Source organism: Ruegeria sp., assembly GCF_965243365.1.
In the GTDB taxonomy this organism is placed as follows: domain Bacteria; phylum Pseudomonadota; class Alphaproteobacteria; order Rhodobacterales; family Rhodobacteraceae; genus Ruegeria.
This window is the reverse complement of the sequence record NZ_CBDEUW010000002.1, coordinates 2,864,492-2,888,330: the sequence shown is the minus strand read 5'-3', so window position 1 is coordinate 2,888,330 and position 23,839 is coordinate 2,864,492. Positions and strand designations below refer to the sequence as shown.

General features: G+C 58.7%; 20 protein-coding genes. 5 read left to right on the top strand and 15 right to left on the bottom strand.

Annotated features, from left to right (window positions below; genetic code table 11):
* Positions 1-47 precede the first annotated feature (47 nt).
* From ccmB to yajC, 6 genes are all read right to left on the bottom strand, one after another.
* Positions 48-704, bottom strand: coding sequence for a heme exporter protein CcmB (ccmB, locus tag ACP0GE_RS18010; RefSeq protein ID WP_424833285.1), 657 nt, complete (start codon positions 702-704; stop codon positions 48-50).
* Positions 701-1,315, bottom strand: coding sequence for a heme ABC exporter ATP-binding protein CcmA (ccmA, locus tag ACP0GE_RS18005; protein ID WP_424833284.1), 615 nt, complete (start codon positions 1,313-1,315; stop codon positions 701-703). Before ccmA ends, ccmB begins: the two co-directional genes overlap by 4 nt.
* Positions 1,316-1,462: 147 nt before the next feature.
* Positions 1,463-1,816: an Mth938-like domain-containing protein gene (locus tag ACP0GE_RS18000; protein ID WP_424833283.1), complete on the bottom strand. Its 354-nt coding sequence runs from the start codon at positions 1,814-1,816 to the stop codon at positions 1,463-1,465.
* 165 nt (positions 1,817-1,981) lie between these two features.
* Positions 1,982-2,950, bottom strand: coding sequence for a protein translocase subunit SecF (secF, locus tag ACP0GE_RS17995; RefSeq protein ID WP_424833282.1), 969 nt, complete (start codon positions 2,948-2,950; stop codon positions 1,982-1,984).
* A 1-nt stretch (position 2,951) separates the two neighbouring features.
* Positions 2,952-4,613 carry a protein translocase subunit SecD gene (gene secD / locus ACP0GE_RS17990; protein ID WP_424833281.1) on the bottom strand — a complete coding sequence of 554 codons (1,662 nt, stop codon included), beginning with the start codon at positions 4,611-4,613 and terminating at the stop codon, positions 2,952-2,954.
* 33 nt (positions 4,614-4,646) lie between these two features.
* Positions 4,647-4,931, bottom strand: a complete 285-nt coding sequence (yajC, locus tag ACP0GE_RS17985; RefSeq protein WP_424833280.1) for a preprotein translocase subunit YajC — start codon at positions 4,929-4,931, stop codon at positions 4,647-4,649.
* Positions 4,932-5,132: 201 nt separating this feature from the next.
* On the opposite strand from yajC, the gene ACP0GE_RS17980 reads away from it, so the two are divergent.
* The gene (locus ACP0GE_RS17980; protein ID WP_424833279.1) at positions 5,133-6,797 is read left to right on the top strand and encodes a mechanosensitive ion channel family protein; all 1,665 of its coding nucleotides are present in this window, start codon (positions 5,133-5,135) and stop codon (positions 6,795-6,797) included.
* Positions 6,798-6,868: 71 nt separating this feature from the next.
* Positions 6,869-8,161, top strand: coding sequence for a serine--tRNA ligase (serS, locus tag ACP0GE_RS17975; protein WP_424833278.1), 1,293 nt, complete (start codon positions 6,869-6,871; stop codon positions 8,159-8,161).
* Positions 8,162-8,216: 55 nt separating this feature from the next.
* Here serS and ACP0GE_RS17970 read toward each other — a convergent pair whose 3' ends face one another.
* The 5 genes from ACP0GE_RS17970 to ACP0GE_RS17950 all read right to left on the bottom strand — a co-directional run bounded on the left by ACP0GE_RS17970 (position 8,217) and on the right by ACP0GE_RS17950 (position 13,549).
* Entirely contained in the window at positions 8,217-8,753 is a 537-nt protein-coding gene (locus ACP0GE_RS17970) for a helix-hairpin-helix domain-containing protein (RefSeq protein ID WP_424833277.1), read from the bottom strand.
* A gap of 92 nt (positions 8,754-8,845) precedes the next feature.
* The gene (locus ACP0GE_RS17965) at positions 8,846-9,832 is read right to left on the bottom strand and encodes a fatty acid desaturase (protein WP_424833276.1); all 987 of its coding nucleotides are present in this window, start codon (positions 9,830-9,832) and stop codon (positions 8,846-8,848) included.
* A 165-nt stretch (positions 9,833-9,997) separates the two neighbouring features.
* Complete coding sequence (der, locus tag ACP0GE_RS17960; protein ID WP_424833275.1) at positions 9,998-11,461, bottom strand: ribosome biogenesis GTPase Der; 1,464 nt, start codon at positions 11,459-11,461, stop codon at positions 9,998-10,000.
* A gap of 48 nt (positions 11,462-11,509) precedes the next feature.
* Positions 11,510-12,832, bottom strand: a complete 1,323-nt coding sequence (locus ACP0GE_RS17955; protein WP_424833274.1) for a PQQ-binding-like beta-propeller repeat protein — start codon at positions 12,830-12,832, stop codon at positions 11,510-11,512.
* 45 nt (positions 12,833-12,877) lie between these two features.
* A complete protein-coding gene (locus ACP0GE_RS17950; RefSeq protein ID WP_424833867.1) occupies positions 12,878-13,549 on the bottom strand; it encodes a hypothetical protein in 672 nt (223 codons plus the stop codon).
* Positions 13,550-13,773: 224 nt separating this feature from the next.
* On the opposite strand from ACP0GE_RS17950, the gene ACP0GE_RS17945 reads away from it, so the two are divergent.
* Complete coding sequence (locus ACP0GE_RS17945) at positions 13,774-15,003, top strand: efflux RND transporter periplasmic adaptor subunit (RefSeq protein WP_424833273.1); 1,230 nt, start codon at positions 13,774-13,776, stop codon at positions 15,001-15,003.
* Positions 15,000-18,776, top strand: a complete 3,777-nt coding sequence (locus ACP0GE_RS17940; protein WP_424833272.1) for an efflux RND transporter permease subunit — start codon at positions 15,000-15,002, stop codon at positions 18,774-18,776. The genes ACP0GE_RS17945 and ACP0GE_RS17940 overlap by 4 nt, the downstream gene beginning before the upstream one ends.
* 53 nt (positions 18,777-18,829) lie before the next feature.
* On the opposite strand, the gene ACP0GE_RS17935 is transcribed toward ACP0GE_RS17940, so the two are convergent.
* The 3 genes from ACP0GE_RS17935 to ACP0GE_RS17925 all read right to left on the bottom strand — a co-directional run bounded on the left by ACP0GE_RS17935 (position 18,830) and on the right by ACP0GE_RS17925 (position 22,507).
* Positions 18,830-19,237, bottom strand: coding sequence for a DUF2147 domain-containing protein (locus ACP0GE_RS17935; protein WP_424833271.1), 408 nt, complete (start codon positions 19,235-19,237; stop codon positions 18,830-18,832).
* A 46-nt stretch (positions 19,238-19,283) separates the two neighbouring features.
* Complete coding sequence (locus ACP0GE_RS17930; protein WP_424833270.1) at positions 19,284-21,089, bottom strand: ABCB family ABC transporter ATP-binding protein/permease; 1,806 nt, start codon at positions 21,087-21,089, stop codon at positions 19,284-19,286.
* 77 nt (positions 21,090-21,166) lie between these two features.
* On the bottom strand, positions 21,167-22,507 hold the full coding sequence (locus tag ACP0GE_RS17925) for a LysM peptidoglycan-binding domain-containing protein (protein ID WP_424833269.1): 1,341 nt from the start codon (positions 22,505-22,507) through the stop codon (positions 21,167-21,169).
* Between the two features lie 126 nt (positions 22,508-22,633).
* Here ACP0GE_RS17925 and ACP0GE_RS17920 point away from each other — a divergent pair, with 126 nt between their 5' ends.
* Positions 22,634-23,185 (top strand): TIGR00730 family Rossman fold protein, encoded by a 552-nt coding sequence (locus ACP0GE_RS17920; protein WP_424833268.1) that lies wholly within the window; start codon positions 22,634-22,636, stop codon positions 23,183-23,185.
* Between the two features lie 33 nt (positions 23,186-23,218).
* Here ACP0GE_RS17920 and ACP0GE_RS17915 read toward each other — a convergent pair whose 3' ends face one another.
* Positions 23,219-23,677 carry a host attachment protein gene (locus ACP0GE_RS17915; RefSeq protein ID WP_424833267.1) on the bottom strand — a complete coding sequence of 153 codons (459 nt, stop codon included), beginning with the start codon at positions 23,675-23,677 and terminating at the stop codon, positions 23,219-23,221.
* Between the last annotated feature and the right edge of the window lie 162 nt (positions 23,678-23,839).

Below are 23,839 nucleotides of genomic sequence, written 5' to 3'. Positions count from 1 at the left end.
CCGACTCGAGCAAGTTCTCAATTGACCTCGGTCAATGCTGTGGCGCTTCACCGCAGATTGATCCGCAATACCGCAGCACTGGCAAAGGGCAGCAGTGCAACCGTGGCAGCGGTTATCCCGGCCAGCATCAGCAGCGGGGTTTGGGTTTCCATCCCCGTTGCCCCACGTCGGGCGACTTCGGCCCCGAAGATCAACGTAGGCACGTAAAGCGGCAAGACCAGCAGCGACAACAGCAGGCCGCCGCGCTTCAAACCCACGGTCAGGGCTGCGCCAAAGGTGCCGATAACGCTCATCGCGGGGGTACCGATCAGCAAGGATATGACCAGCCAGAAGAACCCCGGCACGGGCAAATTCAGCAACACACCCAGAAACGGCGCGGCCAGAACCAGCGGAAGGCCGGTCGTCAGCCAATGGGCTAGCGCCTTCATCGTCACGACAGCCTCGAGCGGCAGCGGCGCGGTCGCCAGCAGGTCGAGCGAACCGTCCTCCCAATCCAGCGCCAACAGGCGATCAAGCGACAGAAGGCAAGCCAGCAAAGCGCCCAGCCACAGCACGCCCGGCGCAATCGTCGACAATAGTGAGGATTGCGGGCCGACCGAAAAAGGTACCAGCACTGTGACAATCAGGAAGAAGGCCAGGCCGAGGCCAAAACCTCCGCCTGCGCGGAAGGCCAGCTTCAGATCACGCAGCAGAAGGGCGATCACAGGAAACCTCCATCGAAATCATCGATGGGTTTGGGCTTGGCCTTGTTGGGGCCGACATCCAGTACCTCTCCGTCAAGGCCAAGATCGATATGGGTGGCGATCAGGGCAGAACCGCCCTGCCCCAAATGCGCGCGGACTGCGTCCGCAAACATCTGAACGGCGTTTTTGTCCAATGACACAGTCGGCTCGTCCAGCATCCAGATCGGGCGGCCAGTGACCAGCATGCGCGCCAGCCCGAGGCGCCGTTTCTGCCCGGCAGACAGGTTGCCCGCGTACCGGTCAGCCAGTTCGTTCAGTGCAAACGCGTCAAGTGCGGTCTGGATACCCGTCGTGCCGAACACCGAAGCCCAAAAACTGAGGTTTTCGGCAACGCTCAGCGTTGGCTTTAACCCATCGGAATGTGACGCATAAGCGATCTGATCCTCTGCCCCTTCGATCAGCCCATCAAGCGGTTGCTGCAACCCGGCCAGGGTTCGGAGCAGTGTGGTCTTACCGATCCCGTTGGGCCCACGCAGGATCAGCGCGCGCCCGACCTCGAGCTTGAAGCTTAGCCCTTCGAGCACCGGAACGCCGCCGCGGGCAATCGCCAGATCAGTCACCGTCAAAGTCATTCTGCCCGCTTAGCCGATTGTGCGCACAGGCAAAAGGTCGGAATTGCCGCAGAGTCAGAGAGCGCGGTTCATGGCGTGACGGTGGAGCGAGGGGCCAGCCCCTCGCGCTCCCCGGGATATTTTGGGCCAGATGAAGACTGGATCAGTTCAGACAGGCAACAACGCGAGCGCGATACGGCGGCCTTCTGAAAGCAGGACGTTATATGTGCGGCATGCCGCCGGAGAGTTCATGACCTCGACGCCAATGTTGGCGTCTTCCAGCGCGGACCGAAGGTTTTGCGGGATGTGGGTCAGATCCGCGCCTGTACCGATAAGCAGGACATCTATGTCGTCAGCGAGGTCCAGCAGAGCCGTCCGATCATCATATCCACCCCAGTTCGCGGTGCCCGAAGGGCCGGTCAGGACCCGACCCTCGAAAACCTCGCCGCCGATACGGAAAAATCCGGGACCGTACCCGTCGACAGGCACTGCGTTATTGTAGGTGATCTCATTCAGGCGCATGGGGTCTTCTAGCCTCAAAGCGGCAATCCGGACAAGGCCGCAATGGTTATCGCCAGATAAGCCCCCCAATGAGAAATAGCCTAGTCGGGGCGGAACAGTCAGCCGCCCATCCAATTGCCCGTCAGATTCGGGATGACCAGACCCGCCGGGGTCTGGCCAATCAGATCAGGCATCGATATTGGCGAACTGATTGCCGGCCGTGTTGGACGGTTTCGACCAGTCGCGTTTGACACCCAGCCACAGCAGGATGGTCGAGGCCACGAAGACCGAGGAATAGGTTCCCACGATCACACCCCAGATCATCGCAAAGACAAAGCCCCGGATCACATCCCCGCCCAGCACATAAAGCGAGATCAACGCCAGCAATGTGGTGACCGAGGTCATCACCGTCCGGCTGAGCGTCTCGTTGATCGAGATGTTCAGGACTTCCTTCAGCTCTTTCTTCTTGTACTTCCGCAGGTTCTCACGCACCCGGTCGAAGACAACCACGGTGTCGTTCAATGAGTAGCCCACGATGGTCAGCAGTGCCGCGATGATTGCGAGGTCAAAGCGGATTTGCAGCTCAGAGAAGATGCCGATGGTCAGGATCACGTCATGGACAAGGGCAGCGACCGCGCCCAATGCGAACTGCCATTCAAAGCGCAGCCAGATGTAGACAAGCACCGCTCCGATAGCGAGGACCACCGCGATCACGGCGGTTTGGATCAACTCACCCGAGACTTTGGGGCCGACGGATTCGACCGACACGAACTCGATATCCGGTACGACGCCTTGCAGCGCCTGTTCGACCGCTGTGACGGTCGCGGCAGACACCGCCTCGGCATCAGCCTGCGCCTGAATGCGGATCATCGCGACGTTCTGATCTTCGCCGAATGTTGGATCAAAAATCTCGGTGATCGTGACATCGCCCAGTTCCAAGGGAGCAATGGCGTCGCGATAGGCACCAACATCGATCTCTTGCGCGCTCTCGGTCCGGATCGTGGTACCACCCCGGAAGTCGATGCCGAAATTCAGCCCCTGTAGCATGAACGAAGTGAAGGCGATCACCATCATCAGGCCCGAGATGCCAAGCCAGACCTTCCAGCGGCTGAAAAAATCGAACGAGGTGTTTTGGGGTACGAGTTTCAGTCTCATGTCAAACCTCGATCATTTTCGGACGGCGGCGTTCGAACCATATGACGATCATCAGGCGCGTCACAAAGATCGCTGTGAAGACCGAGGTTAGAATACCCAACCCCAGGGTGATGGCGAAACCGCGCACGGGTCCACTGCCCATGGCAAACAAGATGGTTGCCGTGATGAAGGTGGTCACGTTGGCGTCCAGAATGGCCGACAGCGCCTTTTCGTAACCCAATTCGATGGCACGCGCCGGGCCTTTGGCGGATTTCAGTTCCTCGCGGATACGCTCGAAGATCAGCACGTTAGCGTCCACAGCCATACCGACCGTCAACACGATGCCAGCGATACCCGGCAGGGTCAGCGTGGCTCCGATCAGCGACAGAAGCCCGAATAGGAGCCCCACGTTTATGATCAGCGCAATATTCGCGAAGAGGCCAAACAGACCATAGCTGAGTGCCATGAAGGTCAGCACCGCGACAAAGGCCACGATGGTTGCGACCTTGCCAGCGTCAATGCTGTCCTGCCCCAACTCGGGGCCGATGGTGCGTTCTTCGAGGAATTCCAACCCCGCAGGCAGCGCACCGGCACGCAACAGGACGGCCAGATTGGTGCTTTCCTCAACGGTAAAGTTGCCGGTGATGATGCCTGAGCCGCCCGGAATATGGCTTTGGATCACGGGGGCCGAGATCAACTCGTCATCCAGCACAATGGCAAACGGCGCGCCGATGTTTTCCAGCGTGTAGTCGCCAAACTTGCGCGCGCCGGAGGTATTGAACCGGAAGCTGACCGCCGGACGACCGTTCTGGTCGAACGAAGGTTGTGCATCGACAAGTTCTTCACCGGTTACGACTGGGGCCGCGTCGATGGTATAATAAACGCCATTCTCGTCGATAGATGAAACGATTTTCTCACCAATGCCCGGAACCGCATCCGGGTCAGTCCCGCGGCCTGCGACCGGGTTAAAGGTCAACTGCGCGGTCGTGCCGATAATCTCTTTCAGTTCCCCCGCGCTGCCGATGCCCGGCACCTGAATCAGTATGCGATCCGCGCCCTGACGCTGAATGGTGGGCTCGCGCGTGCCGACCTCATCGATCCGGCGGCGAATGATTTCCAGTGCTTGACGCACGGTACGGTCATCTGAAGCCAGTTTTTCAGCCTCGGACAACTGGACAATGATTGTGTCGCCTTCGGCCCGGGCCTCGATATCTGTCGAACCGACACCCGTCAGGGTCTGGATCTGTCGGGCCAGACCGCGCACAACCTCCAACGCGCGGGGCATGCCCTCGGGTTGGCTGATGCGGACGCGAATCTCATCCGGGGCGGAAGGTTGCTTGCGGATTGTGCCAACGGTCACACGTTCGTCGCGCAAAGCATCCCGGACTTCTGGCCACATCGCCTCCATCCGGGATTCGTATACATCCTCTACCTTGACCTCGGCCAGCAGATGCGCCCCGCCGCGCAGATCAAGACCCAGATTGACCAGCGATGATGGCAGCCAATTGGGCCACAACGCAGCTTCAGCTTGGTTTTCCGGAGTGTCTGCGCCCAGCTCAATCTCTGCTTTGGCATCGTTCGACAGCTCAACGCGGGTGTAAAACGCATTCGGCAGGGCCAGGAAAAGGCCGATCACACAGACCGACCAGATCAGAACCCGCTTCCAGGTATCAATTTGCAGCATTACCCTGCCTTTTCAAGGAATTGTCGCGCGAAGTTACTTCGCCGGTTCGGTCTTGTTCAGGACCTGAGCGATGGTCGCCTGAACCACGCGCACCTTGACGCCATCGGCGATCTCGACCTCGACTTCGCCGTCGTCCTTAACCTTGACCACCTTGCCGATCAGGCCACCCTGAGTGACCACCTGATCCCCACGACGCAGCGCATCGACCATCGCCTTATGTTCTTTCATCTTTTTCTGCTGCGGACGGATCAGCAGGAAATACATGATCGCAAAAATCAGGATCAGCGGGAGAAACTGGGCGATTGCGCCACCTTCCATGGGACATTCCTTTATTCAGATCTTGCGGCAACACTCCGCAAATTTGCCGGGAACCTATGCTTTGAACCCGCCCTTTGCAAGCAAAGGCGATGATGCAAAGTGCCACTTCCGCCTTTGCGACTGGCCCGAATGGTCAAAGCGTTGCAGATATGTCCTAGGAACATCACCCAAACAAGGTATAGTTCCGCTCAAGGGGGACACATGACACGACAATTCAAGCCCTTCCGATTGCTGCCTTATTTTCTGATCACGCTTGCGCTGGGTTTATACCTGGTGGGGTCGGTTTCGGCGCAGGAAGCACCCCTTGCGAACACCGAAACCGAGGCAGAGGATTCGGATGCCTTTATGGCTCCGGTGATTGTGGATGGGGATATTCTGTTCCAGGTGCGAGGGTCCAGCGCCCTGCCCGCCCCGGAACGCGCGGAAACTGTTCAGGATAAGATCGTTCAAGTTGCCGAGGCCTCGGACAACCCAACGGTTGAAATCAGCTTTGAAGAAACCGAGTTGGGCACCTGGATTCTGGCGGATGGTGAGCGAATTTCAATTGTCACCACGGCCGATTCCGAACTGGACCAGATGGATCTGAGCGTTCTCAGTGTCTTGCATGGCAATGCGATCAAACAATCCATAGAATCCTATCGTGCAAACCGGACAGACCGGGCCCGTGTGTCCGGCGCGATTGAGGCGGCCGCCTGGACTATTGCCTTTGTCCTGTTCATCGTGGTGATCCTGTGGCTGCATCGCAGAATCCGACGGCGCACCCTGCGTTTCGTTCAGCGCCACCTGAAAGAGGTGGAAACCGCCACAGCAAAAAGCGTGCAGGCACAAGCTATCGCCGCTCTGGTCAGTTATGGCCTGAACTTCATCCTGCTCGTCGTCTTCTTTCTGGGCTTTTATTATTACCTGTCGTTCATCCTGCTGGCCTTTGCCGAGACCCGCTATTTCGCGCAGCTTCTGCTGACCTACCTGACTGAGCCGGTCCTGCTGATCTTCAAGGGTATCGTCAGTTATATCCCAAACATGATCATGCTGGCGCTGATCACCTGGATCACCCTTTATATCATTCGCGGCATGCGCGTGTTCTTTGACGCAGTCGAAGCTGGCACGTTCGAGATGGGGGATTTCGAAAAACACTGGATCAACCCAACATTCAACATCGCCCGCGTTGTCGTCATCCTGATCGCATTGGTCTTTGCCGTGCCCTACATTCCCGGTTCGGATTCGGCGGCCTTTCAGGGACTGACCATTCTTGTCGGTGCCATGCTGTCACTAGGCGCGAACTCGGTCGTGTCGAACATGCTGGCGGGGCTTTTCGTGATCTATCGACGCTCGACCTCGATCGGGGACCGCATTCAGATCGGCGACCATATCGGGGACGTGGTGCAGATCAAGCTGATGGAGACGCATCTGAAGTCCATCAAGAACGAGCTGATCTCGATCCCCAACGCCCAATTGATGAACTCGGACGTGGTGAATTTCTCGAAGAAAACGGACGGCAGTGGGCTGTTGCTGCACACAACCGTTGGCATTGGATACGAGGAGCCGCCCGAGAAGGTCGAAGCGATGCTGATCGAGGCCGCCCACCGAACAAAGGGGATCAAGTCCAAGCCCGAACCCTTTGTTTTATGGACCGCTCTGGCCGACTACGCGATCAACTATCAGATCAACGGTTATACGACGCGTGGCAGTATTATTCCGAAAATCCGCTCGGACCTGCATCGCAACATTGTGGCTGTGTTCAACGAAAACAATGTGCAGATCATGACGCCTTCGTACATGGCCGATCCGCCCGAGCCAAAGATCCCGGTCGAGGGTTGGGACGGTCATCTGGCACACGAAACACACGAGGATGCCGATAAGTCGTAACCGGTGCTACACCCCGCCTTTCAGATGGTGCATAAGCGATCCTAGTGATTCACGCATTAAGGATCTGAACCATGCACGACATCCGCGCCATTCGCGAAAACCCAGCCGCCTTCGACGCCGCCCTTGCGCGCCGTGGGGACGCGCCGGTGTCGTCAGACCTGCTGCGGCTGGACGAAAGTCGGCGCGCCAAAATTCTGGCCGCCGAAACGGCGCAGGCCGAACAAAACAAAGCCAGCAAAGAGGTTGGTGCCGCCAAAGGTCGCGGAGATGAAGCTGAGTTCGAACGCCTGCGCGCCCTGGTCGCCGAGAAAAAGGCCGAGGTCGCCCGGATGCAAACCGAGGCGAAGGACCTCGACGCACTGCTGACCGATCAATTGGCCCGCATCGCCAACGTCCCCGCCGACGACGTGCCGCAAGGTGCCGATGAGGACGATAATGTCGAGGTGAACCGTTGGGGCAATCCGCGCAACTTCGAATTTGACCCCAAAGAGCACTATGAAATCCCCGCCGTCGCTGCAGCGATGGATTTCGAAACAGCCGCGAAGACCAGTGGCAGCCGCTTTGTGAACCTGTCAAAGGGCGTTGCCCGCGTTCATCGCGCGCTGGCTCAGTTCATGCTGGACACACATATCGACAAGAACGGCCTGACCGAGATGCAGACCCCCGTTCTGGTCCGTGATGAGGCAATGTATGGGACTGACAAGCTGCCGAAATTCGGCGAAGACAGTTATCAGACCACTAATGGCTGGTGGTTGATCCCAACCTCCGAGGTGACGCTGACCTATTCAGTGGCAGGTGACATTCTGGACGAAGCCTCCCTGCCCATCCGAATGACTGCTCACACGACGTGCTTCCGGTCCGAAGCTGGCAGCGCCGGCAAGGACACCGCAGGCATGCTGCGCCAGCACCAGTTCGAAAAGGTCGAAATGGTCTCGATCACCCATCCTGACACCTCGGATCAGGAGCAGAAACGCATGCTGCGCTGTGCCGAAGACCTACTGGAGCAGTTGGGCATACCCTACCGCACGGTTGTTCTGTGTACCGGCGATATGGGCTTTGGTGCTCGCCGTACCTTTGATATCGAAGCTTGGCTGCCGGGTCAGAATACCTATCGCGAAATCAGCTCGGTCTCGACCACAGGCGATTTCCAGGCCCGCCGCATGAATGCGCGTTTCCGCCCCGAAGCAGGCGGCAAGCCGGAGTATGTCCATACGCTGAACGGCTCGGGACTGGCAGTCGGGCGCTGCCTGATCGCAGTGCTTGAAAACGGCCAGAACGCAGATGGCACGGTCACTCTGCCCGAGGTTTTGGCCCCTTATCTGGGCGGCAAGCTGACGCTGCAAACAGACGGTACCTTGGCATAAGAAAACCGGCGTCCCCCAAAGGCGCCGGTCATCAATACTCAAAGGCGAAGAAGGCTTACTTCTTCGCCTTTTTCTTATCCTTTTTCTTGTCGGACTTCTTTTTGTCGTCCTTCTTGGGCTTTTTGTCTTTCTTGCCCTTCTTGGACTTTTCCTTGACCTTTTCTTTGGCCTTTTTGAAAGCCGCTTCCATTTCCAGCTTTTTCTTGGCTGCCTTTTCGGCCTTGGCCTTAGCTTTCGCCTTCTTCTTTGCCTTCGCCTCGGCTGCGGCCTGCTCTGCTGCCGCACGCTCCTTTGCTGCTTTACGCTCTGCTTCCGCCTTCTTGGCCGCTGCAGACGTACGTGTCGCGGCACGGCGGGTTGCCGGTTTACGGGCTGGCGCGCGGCGGGCCGGTGCTTTGGCATCAGGCTTTGCGCTGACCGCCTCTTGTGCTGCAGCGATCAACAGGGGCGCTCGGGCGACGCCAATGCGCGGGACTTTGACCAAATCTTCCGGTTTGGCCTTGGCCAGATCTTCGGCGGTCTTAAAGCCATTCGCGCTGAGCGCCTGCGCCAGCGCTTGTCCTACGCCACGCACGTCGGTTACTGCGGTCATTGCGGGTCCTTTCTTTGTCTCCTCACACAATCGTATATACACAGCATATACAGCGAGGCAAGAGCGTATAGATGCGGCTATGCCCTACGACCTCAGCCACTATGGGCCAATTGCTGATCACGGCGGGTTTTCGGGAACGGAACAAGGCGCTTCGCATCCTCGTCCCAAAGCTTGAGATTCAAAGCCGCCACCGCTTCGGGAAACTTGATCCGGCGCGGAGTATACTCAGACGGCAGGTTATAGTGGCAGGCGCGCAACCGGTACGATGGGATACGTGCGTTGAAATGGTGGATGTCATGCAGGGTGATGCAGGCCACCGCATTGTCGAACCACCACCCGAAATCCAGCGCTGACGAGCCCTGCAGCGCGGCCAGTTTCGGATCAAGATCGGGGCGGCGGTCCCAGTAGGTATCCTCGAAGTTATGTTGCAGGTAGACGAGGAAGACACCCAGCATCCCGCCCAGCAGCGAGAACACGAGCCACACCAGAATTCCGGTACTGCCTGCAATCAGGTAAAGCAGACCGAGGAACACGACGATCGAAAGGTTGTGCAGCAGCACGCCCGTCACGCCGAAGCGCACAGTGTTCTTCGGCCAGCGATAGCGGATGAAGTAGGTAAACAACGCACCCACCGGTACCAGAATAAAAGGATTACGATAAAGCCTGTAAAACAGGCGCTTTTTCCAGTCAGCTTCATTCCATTCGCGCAGGGTCATCGTATGGATTTCGCCGGTCTCTCGGTGCTCAAGATTGCCGATACCCGCGTGATGCAGGTTGTGGTTCTGCTTCATCACTTCGAATGGCGCAAAGGTGAAAGGTGACAACCCGTGCCCGGCCCATTCGTTCTGCTGCCGTGTTTCAAACAGCGAATGATGGCCACAGTCATGCTGCAGCACGTATAGGCGCACAGCCGAGAAGGCAAAGACGACACCGGCGGGGACCATGACGTACCAGCGATCGACATAGACAATCGCCAGCGTCAGCGAGGCGAAATACACCGCAAATGTTCCGAAATAGCTTAGCGCAGCCAGCCGGTTGTCCTGTACTGCATATTGTCTTGTATAGTCTCTAAGGTCCATCCAGCCCGCTCCCCACGACGCCTTGGCACAAAGTCTGTTCAAAATTAGGTGCGGATAATCCGCGTACAACCAACGCGTGCGCAAACAAATGCACGCACGCGAATGCTAACGCGATGCCGAGGGGCTGTCACGCCCCCTCGGTTAAAATGCTGAAAATTGGCGCAGTTACGCGCGACCCTTGAGATGTTTAGCCAATGCGCCCGCGTTCTTTTTGCGCCGCCCCTTGTAAGGGTTCTTGTCACCCTGCCCGCGCAATGTCAGGCGAATGGGTGTGCCGGGCATATCGAAATCTTCGCGCAGGCCATTGACCAGATAGCGGGTATAGCTGGCAGGCATCTTGTCAGGATGCGAACACATCACGACAAACCCGGGCGGGCGGGTCTTGGCCTGAGTCATATAGCGCAGCTTGATCCGGCGGCCCTGCGGGGCTGGCGGCGGGTGCTGTTCCAGCATCGCGGTCAGCCAGCGATTCAAGGCAGCCGTCGGCACCCGGCGGTTCCAGATATCGTGCGCACGCAGGATGGCAGCGCGCAGTCGCTCCAATCCTCGGCCCGTTTTGGCTGAGACCGTAATCAAGGGCGCGCCGCGCAGTTGCGGAAGCAGACGATCAAACGACTCTTTGAGGTCCCGCAGCTTTTCCTGCTTGTTTTCCTCAACGTCCCATTTGTTGACCGCAACAACGACCGCACGACCCTCGCGTTCCGCCAGATCAGCGATGCGCAAATCCTGTTGTTCAAACGGAATCGCTGCGTCCAACAACACTACAACAACCTCGGCGAACTTCACCGCACGCAGCCCGTCAGAGACCGAGAGCTTCTCCAGCTTCTCCTGTACCTTGGCCTTTTTACGCATCCCCGCGGTATCAAAGATCCGCATCGGCGTGCTTTCCCCATCCGGGTCCGCCCAATCCACGCGCAGGCTGATGGCATCGCGGGTGATACCCGCCTCAGGGCCCGTAAGCAGGCGATCTTCGCCCATGATCTTGTTGATCAGAGTAGACTTGCCCGCGTTCGGACGTCCGACTACGGCAACCTGCAGCGGCTTTGAGTCAGTAATCAGCCGGGCTTCGCCCTCTCCGTCTTCATCCAGCTCGATATCGGTTTCAGGGGCCTCATCCTCCTGCGCCTCTTCGGCGGCATCGGCCAGCGGCATCAGTTGCGCGTACAGGTCGGTCATCCCTTCACCATGCTCACCCGACAGGCGCACCGGCTCACCAAGACCCAGATTGTAAGCTTCCAAAACACCCGCGTCCGCCGCCGAGCCTTCGGCCTTATTGGCAGCCAGAATGACGTGTTTTGAGCGTTTGCGCAGGATCTCTGCAAACATCTCGTCGGTTGGGGTCAGACCCGTGCGGGCGTCGATCATGAACAGGCAGACATCGGCCATATCCACGGCACGTTCGGTCAGGCGGCGCATCCGGCCTTGAAGGCTGTCATCGGTCGCATCCTCAAGCCCAGCCGTATCGATCACGGTAAAGCGCAAATCACCCAGACGCCCCTCGCCTTCGCGCAGGTCACGCGTCACCCCAGGCTGGTCGTCGACCAAAGCCAGACGTTTGCCCACAAGGCGATTGAACAGGGTGGATTTGCCCACATTCGGGCGCCCCACAATTGCGAGGGTCAGCGACATGATACTCTACTTTCAAGACTCAGACGCGCCCTTTAGCGCATCTTGCCGTCAACGGAAAGCGTGTAGATCGCCTTTGGTCGAGACAACATAAAGGGTTTGACCTGCCACAACCGGAGTTGTGGTTGCCCCGCCCGGCACCTCAACCTGATAGACCAGTGAGCCATCGACAGGGTTGAAGAAACGCAGGAACCCGTCATTCGACGACACGACAATGCGCCCTCCGGCAAGAACCGGCCCGTAATGGGCGTAAATCGCACCCCTGCGCCCTGGTCTGTCCTTGACAAAGCCCGGCAGGTCCTGCGCCCAGACAATTGATCCATCCGCCGCGTTCAGGCGCACCAACTGGTTGCGGTCGCTGATCAGAAACACGCTGTTGCCTGCAACCCAAACCGTGTCCACGGCACCTTCGGCAGCGGTCCAGTTCCGCTCGCCTGAATTGGCGTCAAAGGACACCGTGCGACCCGAGTGGTTGCCGATATAGATCGAATCGCCCACAACCATGGGGCCTCCGGTGACATCAACAACCTGCGCGACGGCCCGGCCACGGCGGCCGCCAGCGACCGAAGCGTTCCAGCGCCGGATACCCCCCTTGCGGAATGTGGCGGCAATATCGCCAGAGCCAAAGGCAAACACCGCGAACTCAGCTGCCAGCACCGGGGCCGGAGCACCCAGGACATTTCCGACACTGGGCGTGCCTTCGATTTGCCAGGCGATGCGCCCATCCTTGGTGTTGACGGCCCAACCGGTTTCATCCCCGGCCACCAGATACAGCAGCCCGCCGCTGACCAAAGGCGCGCCACTGCCGGTCGCGTTCAGCCGTTTCTGCCAACGCTGTGCGCCCGTCTTGGCATCCAGCGCAGTCAGACGCCCGAAACCGGACGAGACATAAAGAACACCATCGGAATAGGCCAAACCGCCGCCGGTCGCCTGATTGTCCTTCTCGGAAGGCGGAATCAGATTAGTACTCCAGGCCACTTGCCCTTGCGGTGTGACCGCAGTGACTGTCGCACCGGAATCCAAAGTAAAGATCAGGCCGCCCGCAACAACAGGTTCTGCCGTGATCCGTTGCTTGCGCGAATCCCCCGCCCCGATCGAGGTCGACCAGACACGTTTGGGCGCGGCGCTGAGCGCGGCGTTGGTGGTTCGGAACGCGGCTGTTCCGGGGCTTTGCGACCAATTGGCGTTCCGCGACTGAGCTGGCAGGCTGATCGGCTTGCTGCCCTGCGTTTCAACGGTCTCGTTATCCTGAATGGAACGAATGTCTTCACGGGCGCCGGGCAAAATCACCTCGGGTTCTTCACAGGCGCTCAGAGCAGTTAGCGCGATCGCGGCAGCGGGCATCCCGAAGCGTGAGAATAGTCTTGTTACCATAATTGTTCGCACTCGCCTGTCTTTTTCCCTGTTGCCGACGCCCAATCAGCCTTGCTGGCCTGCCAGCGGATCGGGCACGCCTCCCAACGCGATGATCAGCTGTGCCGCGCGCTGCTGCAGATCCACTCCGGCTTCGGCATCCTGACGAAGCGCTTGCAAACGCTCCAGCGCTGCCTGCGTTTCGCCTTCCGCAACGTCAATCAAGGCCAGTTGCTCTTGGGCCAGTAGGCGCAACGGAGCACCCGGCACGGCCAAGGCTTCAAACTGCTGGCGGCGGTCGGCTGCTGGCAGTGTTTCGGTTTGAAGCAACAGGGCCTTGAATGTTGCAATCGCGCGATAGATTTCGGGCACATCTCCTTGCGTCGCGATTGCATTCAGGCTGTTTACTGCGTCCTGTTCTGATCCGGCCTCAACCTGAGACGCGGATAACAGCAAGTTCAGAACCGCCTCACCACCCACCGACTGCGCGTCGACCGCCTGCAAGCTGGCCGCCCGCTCGGTCGAGCCGTTTTCCGCCAGCGAAGACAGAATCGCATCGCCCAACGCCTGCGCCTGGGCCGTATCGCGCGCTTTGCGGTATTCGTTAAACGCAGCACCGCCGACGATGGCAACAACAGCGACAACACCAACCCATCCCCAACGGCGCAACAGCATGTACATACGGTCGCGGCGCACCTCTTCGGTGACTTCATCAATGAAACTGTCGGCGTCGCTCATCCCTGCCCCCAGGCTGACTGTCTGGCTTTCTAGCGCCATGTCATACCCCGCCACCACCGGCAAGCCAAGTGCCCGAATTTACACATTTGGCGCGATCTGCGTGCCTCTTGCGAAAAAAAGTAAACCGAACTATTCAGTTCAGTATGGACAAGTCTACAGCCTGACCCCATTTGAAGACCTATATGCCATGGTCAGGTTGGCCGAAATATCTGGAAAGGCACCACATGCGTTTGATTTCATTCGTCAACGCCGTATTGGTTATTGTTGCTTTGTATTTCCTCGTGTTTGAACGCGATGCGTTGTTTGCGTTTGCCGGTCGCGGAGACGACCAGGAAAACACCGCGGCTGAAACCGCTTCCGTGACAGAAACGCTGGCAGAAAACGCAATCGGCGTCGTCGCAGTGCGCTCTCAGGCGCGCGAGATCGGCAGCGCGGTTCAACTGCGCGGCCAGACCCAGGCCAACCGTCAGGTCGAAGTGCTGGCGGAAACGGTGTCCACCGTTCTGTCGGAACCCAAGCGAAAAGGTGCCTTTGTCGAAGCAGGCGATCTGCTTTGCGAGCTGGACCCCGGCACGCGCCCGGCCAGCCTTGCCGAAGCCAAGGCCGCCCTGCTTGAAGCTGAAAGCCGCGTGCCCGAAGCCGAGGCCCGCCTGCAGGAATCCCATGCCCGTCTCGCTGAGGCTGAAATCAATCTGGTTGCGGCGCGGAAACTGTCAGAAACCGGGTTCGGCTCTGAGACGCGCCGGATTTCCAGCGAGGCCGAGATGAGCAGTGCCAAAGCTGGCATCAAATCCGCCGAGGCCGGGCTGGAGGCCACACAGGCCGGAATCGAAGCCGCGCAGGCCGCAGTGGCCGCTGCACAGCGGGAAATCGACCGGCTGACAATCGAAGCTCCGTTCAAGGGTCTTTTGGAAAGTGACACGGCCGAGCTGGGCAGCCTGATGCAACCGGGATCGCTGTGCGCGACCGTCATTCAGCTGGACCCGATCAAGCTTGTGGGTTTTGTGCCCGAAACCGAAGTCAACCGGATCATCGTCGGCTCGATGGCAAGCGCGCAATTGGTGACCGGGTTACAGGTTGAAGGGCGTGTGACCTTCCTCAGCCGCTCGGCGGATGAAACCACCCGTACATTCGAGGTTGAGATCACCGTTCCCAACCCCGACCTGCAAATCCGCGACGGCCAGACGGCGAATATCCAGATCGCCGCCGAAGGCGTCAAAGCGCATCTGCTGCCGCAATCCGCCCTGACGTTGAATAACGAAGGCAATCTGGGCGTCCGCACCGTGGGCACCGGCGATGTGGTTAATTTCATGCCGGTTCACCTGCTACGCGACACCGCGGAAGGCGTCTGGGTGGGCGGTCTGCCGGAAACCACTGACGTGATTATCGTAGGTCAGGAATTTGTTACCAGCGGCGTCACCGTTGCGCCGACTTACCGGGAAGCAACGCAATGACAGGTATTGTCAGCTGGGCCGCCGATCGGGCCCGAATGGTTCTGGCCTTTATCGCGATCTCTTTGGTTGTGGGTGGGTTCGCCTATGTGAACCTGCCTAAAGAGGGTGAGCCGGACATTGAAATCCCTGCCCTTTTCGTTTCGGTCCAGTTCCCTGGCATTTCAGCCGAGGATTCAGAGAACCTTTTGGTCAAGCCTATGGAAACCGAGCTTGCGGATCTGGACGGTTTGAAGGAAATGACCGCCACCGCGGCCGAAGGCTATGCCGGCATTGCGCTGGAGTTTGATTTTGGCTGGGACAAAACCGCGATCACGGCGGATGTTCGCGACGCCATGAACACCGCTCAGGCGGATTTCCCTGATGGTGCCGAGCAATACACGCTGACCGAGATCAATTTCTCTGAGTTCCCGGTTGTCATCGTCAATCTGACGGGCGCCGTGCCCGAACGCACAATAGCACGCATTGCCAAAGACTTGCAGGACGAACTTGAGTCTCTGGATGCGGTGCTGGAAGCCGGGATCGCAGGCAATCGCGACGAAATGCTTGAGGTCGTGATCGACCCGCTGCGGCTTGAAGCCTACAACGTCACCGCAGACGAGTTGATCAATGTGGTTCGGAACAACAACCAGTTGATCGCCGCCGGTGAAGTTGAGACAGCACAGGGCACGTTCTCGGTCAAAATCCCTTCGTCTTTCAAAACAGCGCAGGATGTTTATGGCCTGCCGATCAAGGTCAACGGCGACCGCGTCGTGACCTTGGGTGAGCTGGCACAGATCAACTACACCTTCGAAGACCGCGAAGGCACGGCGCGTTTTGATGGCGAGCCGACGGTCGCCTTGCAGGTCGTCAAACGCAAGGGGTTCAACCTGATCGACACGGTGGCGCTGGTCAAAGAAACAGTGGCGCACGCCCAAACCAAATGGCCGCCTGAAATGCAGGCCGCGGTCGATGTCGGCACTTCGAACGACCAAAGCCGCATCGTCGGCTCTATGGTCAGCCAGCTGGAGGGCTCGGTTCTGACCGCCATCGCACTGGTGATGATTGTTGTTCTGGCCTCTCTGGGGACCAGAGCCGCCCTGCTGGTGGGTTTCGCGATTCCGACCTCATTCTTGCTGTGCTTTGCCTTCCTGGCAGTGATGGGTGTTAGCATTTCAAACATCGTGATGTTCGGTCTGATCCTCGCTGTTGGTATGCTGGTTGATGGCGCCATCGTGGTGGTGGAATATGCCGACAAACGCATCAAAGAGGGCGTCGGCCCGATGCACGCCTATGTCGAAGCAGCGCAGCGGATGTTCTGGCCCATCGTCTCGTCAACGGCAACGACTCTGTGCGCCTTCCTGCCCATGCTGTTCTGGCCCGGTGTCCCCGGCGAGTTCATGGGGATGCTGCCGGTTACGCTGATCTTCGTTCTGTCAGCCTCACTGATCGTGGCCTTGATCTATTTGCCCGTCATGGGCGGCGTCTCGGGCCGCCTAAGCCGCGTGTTCGACCGTATCTCCAACCGGCTGCGTGCACGTACGCCGTGGTGGGTGCGGGCAATCCTGGTGCCGCCGTCGCTGTATATGATCTTCCTCGGCGCGATGCAGATGCTGAACCCCGGTTATCTGTTGCCCGGCGGGGCCATGGCGGGTGCTGTGCTGTTCCTGTTTGGTGCCTTCGCCGGGTCAGTGACCCTGAGCGCCGCCCGAATTGAGCGCAAGGTGGAAGAACGTGTGCATACGGCCAAGGAACACACGCCGTTCGGTTACGTGATCAAGTTCCTTGTCGGCAATCCGATCATGCCGATTATATCGCTGGCCGCGGTGGGTTCTGCGGTTGTCTTTGTCATGATGACCTATGGCGCAAACAACAAGGGCGTCGAATTCTTTGTAGAAAGTGAACCGGAACAGGCCACGGCCTATGTCCGCGCGCGTGGCAACCTGTCGCTGACCGAAAAGGACGCAATGGTTTTGGCTGCCGAGGATGTGATCGCCGCCCACCCTGCAGTGATCAACGTCTTTGCCTTCGCTGGCGAAGGTGGCCTGAACCAGAATAACGGTGGCGCACAGGCCCCGGCGGATACTGTAGGCCGCGTTCAATTTGAGATCATCCCTTGGGAAGACCGTCCCAACATCTCAGAGCCCGTGCTGGGCGGCCTGTTCGACCGGCATGTTGTGGCACCGGACTATGATGGCGATTTCGTGATCGATCAGTTGAATGCCGAGCTGGCCAAACTGCCGGGCATCGTCGTTGAGATTCTGCCTCTGGAGCAAGGCCCGGCCTCGGCCAAGCCCGTTCACCTGCGGATCAAAGGCGAAGGCTGGGAAGAACTGACCGAGGCAACCCTTACCGCGCGCGAGGCTTTTGATGCGACCCCCGGTCTAATCAAGATTGAAGACACACTGCCCCTGCCTGGTATAGACTGGCAAATCGACGTGGATGTTGCCAAGGCGGGCCGCTTTGGCGCGGACGTTGCAACCGTGGGAGCCATGGTCCAACTGGTCACGCGCGGCATCCTGTTGGGCGAGATGCGCCCCGACAACACCGATGAAGAGATCGAAATCCGCGTGCGCCTGCCCGAGAATGATCGTGTCTTGTCCACGCTCGATACGCTCAAGGTGCGCACGCCGGACGGGTTGATACCGCTGTCGAATTTTGTGACGCGGAAACCGGTCGCAAAACTGGCTCAGATCAACCGTGTGAATCAGCAGCGTTACTATGATGTCAAAGCGGATGTTGAACCCGGTTTGAGCAAAGTCATTACCGAAGGCCCGGATGGTGCGGAACAGCGCCTTGCGGTTGTCCGTGCTGTGCCTGAGGGAGCCTCGCCATCGGGCGCGGTTGTAAGCGACGCGAGTGGAACCCAGTTTGAACTTTTCCAGCTCACGGGTGCCGAAAACACCGGGGCGCTGCAAGCCGCTCTGGACGCCGGAGATGCGCGCGTCACGTTGGTCAACCCAAACGAACGGATCGCCGTTCTGACCGAATGGCTGGATACCGGCCCGTTTGGCAACACCATCAGTTGGGAATGGACAGGCGATCAGGAGGATCAGGAAGAATCCGGAGCCTTCCTGGCCAACGCATTCCTGGGTGCCCTGGGTCTGATGTTCGTGATCCTGCTGGCGCAGTTCAACTCGTTCTACAACTCGGTTCTGGTCCTATTGGCGGTGGTTCTGTCCACCACGGGCGTGCTGATCGGGATGCTGGTTATGCAACAACCCTTCTCGATCATCATGACCGGGACAGGCATCGTGGCGCTGGCCGGAATTGTGGTGAACAACAACATTGTTCTGATCGATACCTATCAGGAATACAGCGCCTATATGCCCCGGATCGAAGCGATCATCCGCACTGCCGAGGCGCGCATCCGACCGGTTCTGCTGACAACGTTGACCACGATGGCGGGCCTGACCCCGATGATGTTCGGCCTGTCGCTGGACTTCATCAACGGCGGTTATTCCATCAACAGCCCGACAGCCCTGTGGTGGAAGCAACTGGCCACCGCGGTTGTCTTTGGTCTGGGTATTGCCACCGTGCTGACGCTGATCGTCACACCGTCTTTACTGGCGCTGCGGGTATGGGTGACCACCTATGCCGTCTGGCTTGGCAGAACGCTGGCACGGGCGACGGCGGGACGCTCCAGCCAAATCGCGCAGGATATGGCAATCGGACGCACCGCGCGCAACAAACAGTCCACCGAGATTCTGTGGGATGGGGATGACCTTCCGACCGGGTCCGATGACCACTCCTCTTCCCCTCGGCCGCCAACTCACCCCCTCAAAGCGGCTGAATAACAAATGGCGGGCCTTAGGGTCCGCCATTTTCTGTCCAGCGCGGATAATCCGGGCTAAGGGGTGATCCGCGTCCAGGTCTGGTGAGCGCAGACGACATGCTCGCACCCCCGCACAGAAAGAGAGTTCCCGTTCAGCGTCATCTGCGGCGCAACATCGACATTGATCATCGGAACCCAGAAGTCGCCTCCGCCATATTTCCCGTTGCCCTCACTGGCGACGTCCCAGAACAGTTGCTTTCCGATATTGGGGGTCTGTACCTCTTTACCCGAGGTGTCATACGCCGAGAGGATTTCGCCACAGAACTTGTCCCCGCATGCCGAGATTTTGATGTGTGAGATCAATTTTTTGCGGTCAGGTTCTGTTTTCCACACGCCGACAATCGGGTCCGCCAGCGCAAGACCGGGGATGGAAACCGCCGCGAACAACACTGCCAGAAACAACTTTTGATCCAATGCACGCATGAACACTCCTCCGATACCTGAACTATCCCACATCGCCGTATGCGGATCAGGCTGCCTGAGAATCAGCCTGCTGGCGGCTCCATAGCTGAGCATAGCGCCCCTCGCGCAGCAAAAGCTCGTCATGGGTGCCCTGTTCGACGATTTCCCCGCGTTCGAGCACCACAATTTGATCAGCCTCGGCAATGGTGCTTAGGCGGTGGGCGATGGTGATCACCGTCCGCCCCTCGCCAGCACGGGCCAATGCATCCTTGATATCCTGTTCCGTATCGGTATCCAGAGCCGAGGTCGCCTCGTCCAACAACAGGATCGGCGGGTTCTTCAGCAAGGTTCGTGCAATGCCGACGCGCTGTTTTTCCCCACCTGACAGTTTCAGCCCGCGCTCGCCTACCTTGGTGTCATAACCTTCGGGCAGAGAGATGATAAAGTCGTGAATCTGGGCGGCCTTAGCCGCCGCTTCTACATCGGCTTGCGATGCGCCATTGCGCCCATAGGCAATGTTGTATCGGATCGTGTCGTTGAACAGCACCGTATCCTGAGGCACAACGCCAATTGAGGCGTGAAGACTGGATTGCGCCACGTCACGTACATCCTGCCCATCAATCGACAGAGCACCTCCGGTCACATCGTAGAACCGGAACAGCAGCCGCCCGATGGTGGACTTGCCTGAGCCGGTCGCGCCCACAATGGCCACGGTCTGCCCTGCTGGCACCGTCAGGGATACACCCTTCAGGATTTCCCGGTCCGCCTCATACCCAAATCGAACGTCCTTCAACGTAACCTCTCCGCCGTTTACGTTCAGGTCCGGCGCGCTGGGTTTGTCTTTCACCTCGGCTGGTTGTTCCAGCAGGTCGAACATCTGCCCCATATCCACCAGAGACTGCCGGATTTCCCGATAGACCGTGCCCAAGAAGTTCAGCGGGACGGTGATCTGAATCATGTAGGCGTTGACCATAACGAAATCGCCCACGGTCAAAGAGCCGTTCTGCACCCCGATTGCCGCCAGCACCATGACACCGATCAGGCCGCAGGTGATCAGGAAAGATTGCCCGAAATTCAGAAAGGCCAGCGAATAGGCGGTTTTCAAAGCCGCCTGGGCGTAGGCCTTCATTGAGACGTCATAGCGTTCAGCTTCGCGCTGTTCAGCGTTGAAATACTTGACAGTTTCAAAGTTCAGCAGACTGTCGATCGCGCGTTGATTGGCCTCGGTGTCCTGATCATTCATCTCGCGCCGCAGCTTCACGCGCCACTCGGTCACGGCAAAGGTGAACCAGATGTAAAGCGCGATGGTGACGGCAACAACAACCAGATACCAGACATCAAACAGCCACATCAGGATAATCGCGACCAGCAAAAGTTCCAGTATCAGCGGACCGATGGAAAACAGCAGGAACCGCAGCAGAAACTCGACCCCTTTGACCCCACGCTCGATGATCCGGGACAGACCGCCGGTGCGGCGCGTCACATGATACCGCATCGAAAGCTGGTGAATGTGCTGAAACGTCTCAAGCGCAAGGGCGCGCAGGGCCCTCTGCCCCACCGGAGCGAAAAAAGCATCGCGCAACTGCTGAAAGCCTACGGTCATCATCCGCGCAACGCCATAAGCCACGGTCAGACCAACCGCCCCCAATGCCACCGGTGGCACGCCCTCGCCCGCCAGACCATCCACGGCACCTTTGTAAAGGATAGGCGTATAGACGGCGATCAGCTTGGCCAAGACCAGCATGGCCATCGCCAGAATGATCCGGCGTTTGACCCAGGGCTCATCTTCTGGCCAAAGATACGGCGCGACTTTGCGAATGGTGCGCCAGCCTGACTGGCGATCATCCTGAATATGTGAGTCCTGTGACGTCATAGGGGCAGCTCGTCTCCTCACGTACCTTAACTGCGGTCAGAGATAGCCCCAGGCCTCAAAAGGCCAAGGGATATTGATTATTCGGGAATCGTAAAGATCTGCCCGGGATAGATCAGGTCCGGGTCGCGGATGGAATCCCGGTTGGCCTCGAACAGCCTGACATACAGAATACCGTCGCCAAATCGTTCCCGCGAAATGGCCCACAGCGTGTCACCTTTCTGCACCGTGACCGAGCGGATGGGCGGCGTTTCCGCCGGAGTATCGGTTTCTGCGGTTGCCGCTTCGGCCTCACGCAGCACTTCGACCGGTTCGCGCTTGAACGGCGTCTCCAACCGACTAACGACGGTTCCATCCGAGGCCACCTCATCCACGCGCAAGGTGTAAACCCCGGGATCGATACCCTCCAACTCACTCCGCCACTTTCCGTCTTCAGTCGGCGGCAGATCATCAACCAGGCGATTGTTCAGATACAAACGCACGGCAGAATCTTTTTGAACGCGGCCTGTCAACTCAACGTCACCAGCCTCGGAATATCCGATTGTGTCCAACGCCACCTGCTCGGGTGCCGTGGCCTGCGCGGCCGGAGGCTGCACCAATTCGACCCCCTCTTCGCCCGACCGCAGAACCGCAACCTGTTGGCCTGACTCTTCGGCTTCTTCAGGTTCGGGCACTGCCTCGGCCTGCACCTCCTGCTCGGTGTCCGGCACCGTGGGTGTGCTGGCGATTTCGGTATCTGCCGCCGATGTTTCGGGTTCGGTCTCGTCCGTCACCGGAGTCTCTGCCGTTTCAACCGGTGCGTCATCAACCGCAGGTGCGTCGGCGGTTTCAACCGACTCCTCGGCGACCTCGGGCTCTGGCAGAGCGGCAATAAGGTAGTCGTCCGACTGTACCGATTGCTCTCCTACCTTGGCGGTCAAAGCCAGCCCGCGGGATGCGTTGGCAAATGGCAATGTCAGGAAAACGGCAAACTGGCCGGTTTCATCGACGGTAAAACTGTGCACCGTCTCTCCGTCCAGAACCACGTCGATATCTGCCCCCGGATCGGCATTGCCAGACAAAAGCGCATTGCCGTCAGGCTCGACAAAAATCTGATCCAGAGTTGGAGCGAGCACCTCAGGCTCTGCCTGAGCCTCAGCCGTCTGTTCCTCGGGCGTTGCGTCTTCGTCAACGGTTTCGGTTGCAGGACCTTCGGCTGTTTCTGTAGTTTCACTTTCTACCGGTGCTTCGTCCGTCGCCTGAGGGGTTTCCTGCTGTATCTCTGGCTGGGCGACTTCGGCCACGGCGGGGTCCGGGCTTTCTTCGTTACTGCCGAAAATACCGCTCAGGTAAACTCCGACTGCTGCGATCACTGCGATTAGACCGGCAACAGCCCCCCAGATAAAGGTCCCGAAGCTTCCGCTTCCCGACTTGGCGTCCATTCTTTTCCTTTCACTCCGCAGCGCAAATGCTTTGACTTCCACACATTCTGCGTGACGGTTGAGCCAACCTATCAATCCCGCTATCAGGGGTCAAAACCTCAGATACAAGGCCGGAGACCCCATTCCATGTCCCAGAAATCCGTCTGTGTGTATTGCGGGTCACGAAACGGAGCCAACCCGGCCTATGCGGAGGCCGCGCACCAGTTCGGAGGCCTACTGGCCAAAGAAGGCTGGCGCCTTGTCTACGGCGCGGGTGATGTGGGGCTGATGGGAGAGGTCGCGCGCGCGGCCCAATCCGCAGGCGGCGACACATTTGGCGTGATCCCGGTCCATCTTCTGAAGCGTGAAGTGGGCAAGACCGACCTGACCCGATTCGTCGTCACCGAGACGATGCACGAGCGCAAAAAGGTCATGATCATGAACGCGGACGCTGTCGTTGTCCTGCCCGGTGGCCCTGGATCACTGGATGAGCTGTTCGAGGCGCTGACATGGCGGCAGTTGGGCCTGCATGACAAACCCATTCTGGTGATGAATGTGGATGGGTATTGGGATGCGCTGCATACCTTGCTGAGCGCAATTATCGATCAGGGGTTTGCCGAAGCGTCCCTGACCGAGTTCATAACATGGGTTGATACCCCGGGCTCAGCCATGTCGGTCCTGCGTAAGAAATTGGCCTGAAGAAATGGGCGGTCGGGGCCGCCCATCCCTTGATCAAACAGCAGCTGCGGGTTTCAGCCGGTGCTTCAGCACCTGTTCAACCTTGTGCAACGGATGGTTGGTCAGTGTTTTATCGACCTCGGCCACGACCTTGGCCAGTACGTCGCTGTGCAAACGGCGGCGCAACAAGCCCAGAACATGCGGGCTGGCCACCAGAACCAAACGATTGAATGCGCCTTTTAATCCCTTTTTGTTCAACAGGTTGGCCACATCCTGCACAAACAGGGATTTCGCGTGGGATTTCCATGTATCTTCCTCAACCGCGGATTTCTGCTTGGGCCCGCCGTCATACCTGCGCCCGGCCCGCGCGCTGGATCTGGGTTGGCGCGCTTCCGGCTCCTCAACCGAAACAACGACCAAATTGGGATCCTGCGCGTCGGTGATGTTCTCCATCACCAGCGCCTTTTCACCATCGGCGATGATAACCCATGTTCCCTGTTCAAGTGCTGCCATTCGTGATCTCCTGCAAAGGCTGAATTAGAGCCCCTCGCTGTCTTGGACACAATCCTACCAGCCCACACAGACAACACGTCCGTGCGCTTTTGGTTGGCCTTCTCTGATTTGGCGGTTCTCTCCCTCCGCACCCCTTAGCTAGGTACTCCGAAGCGGCCCGGC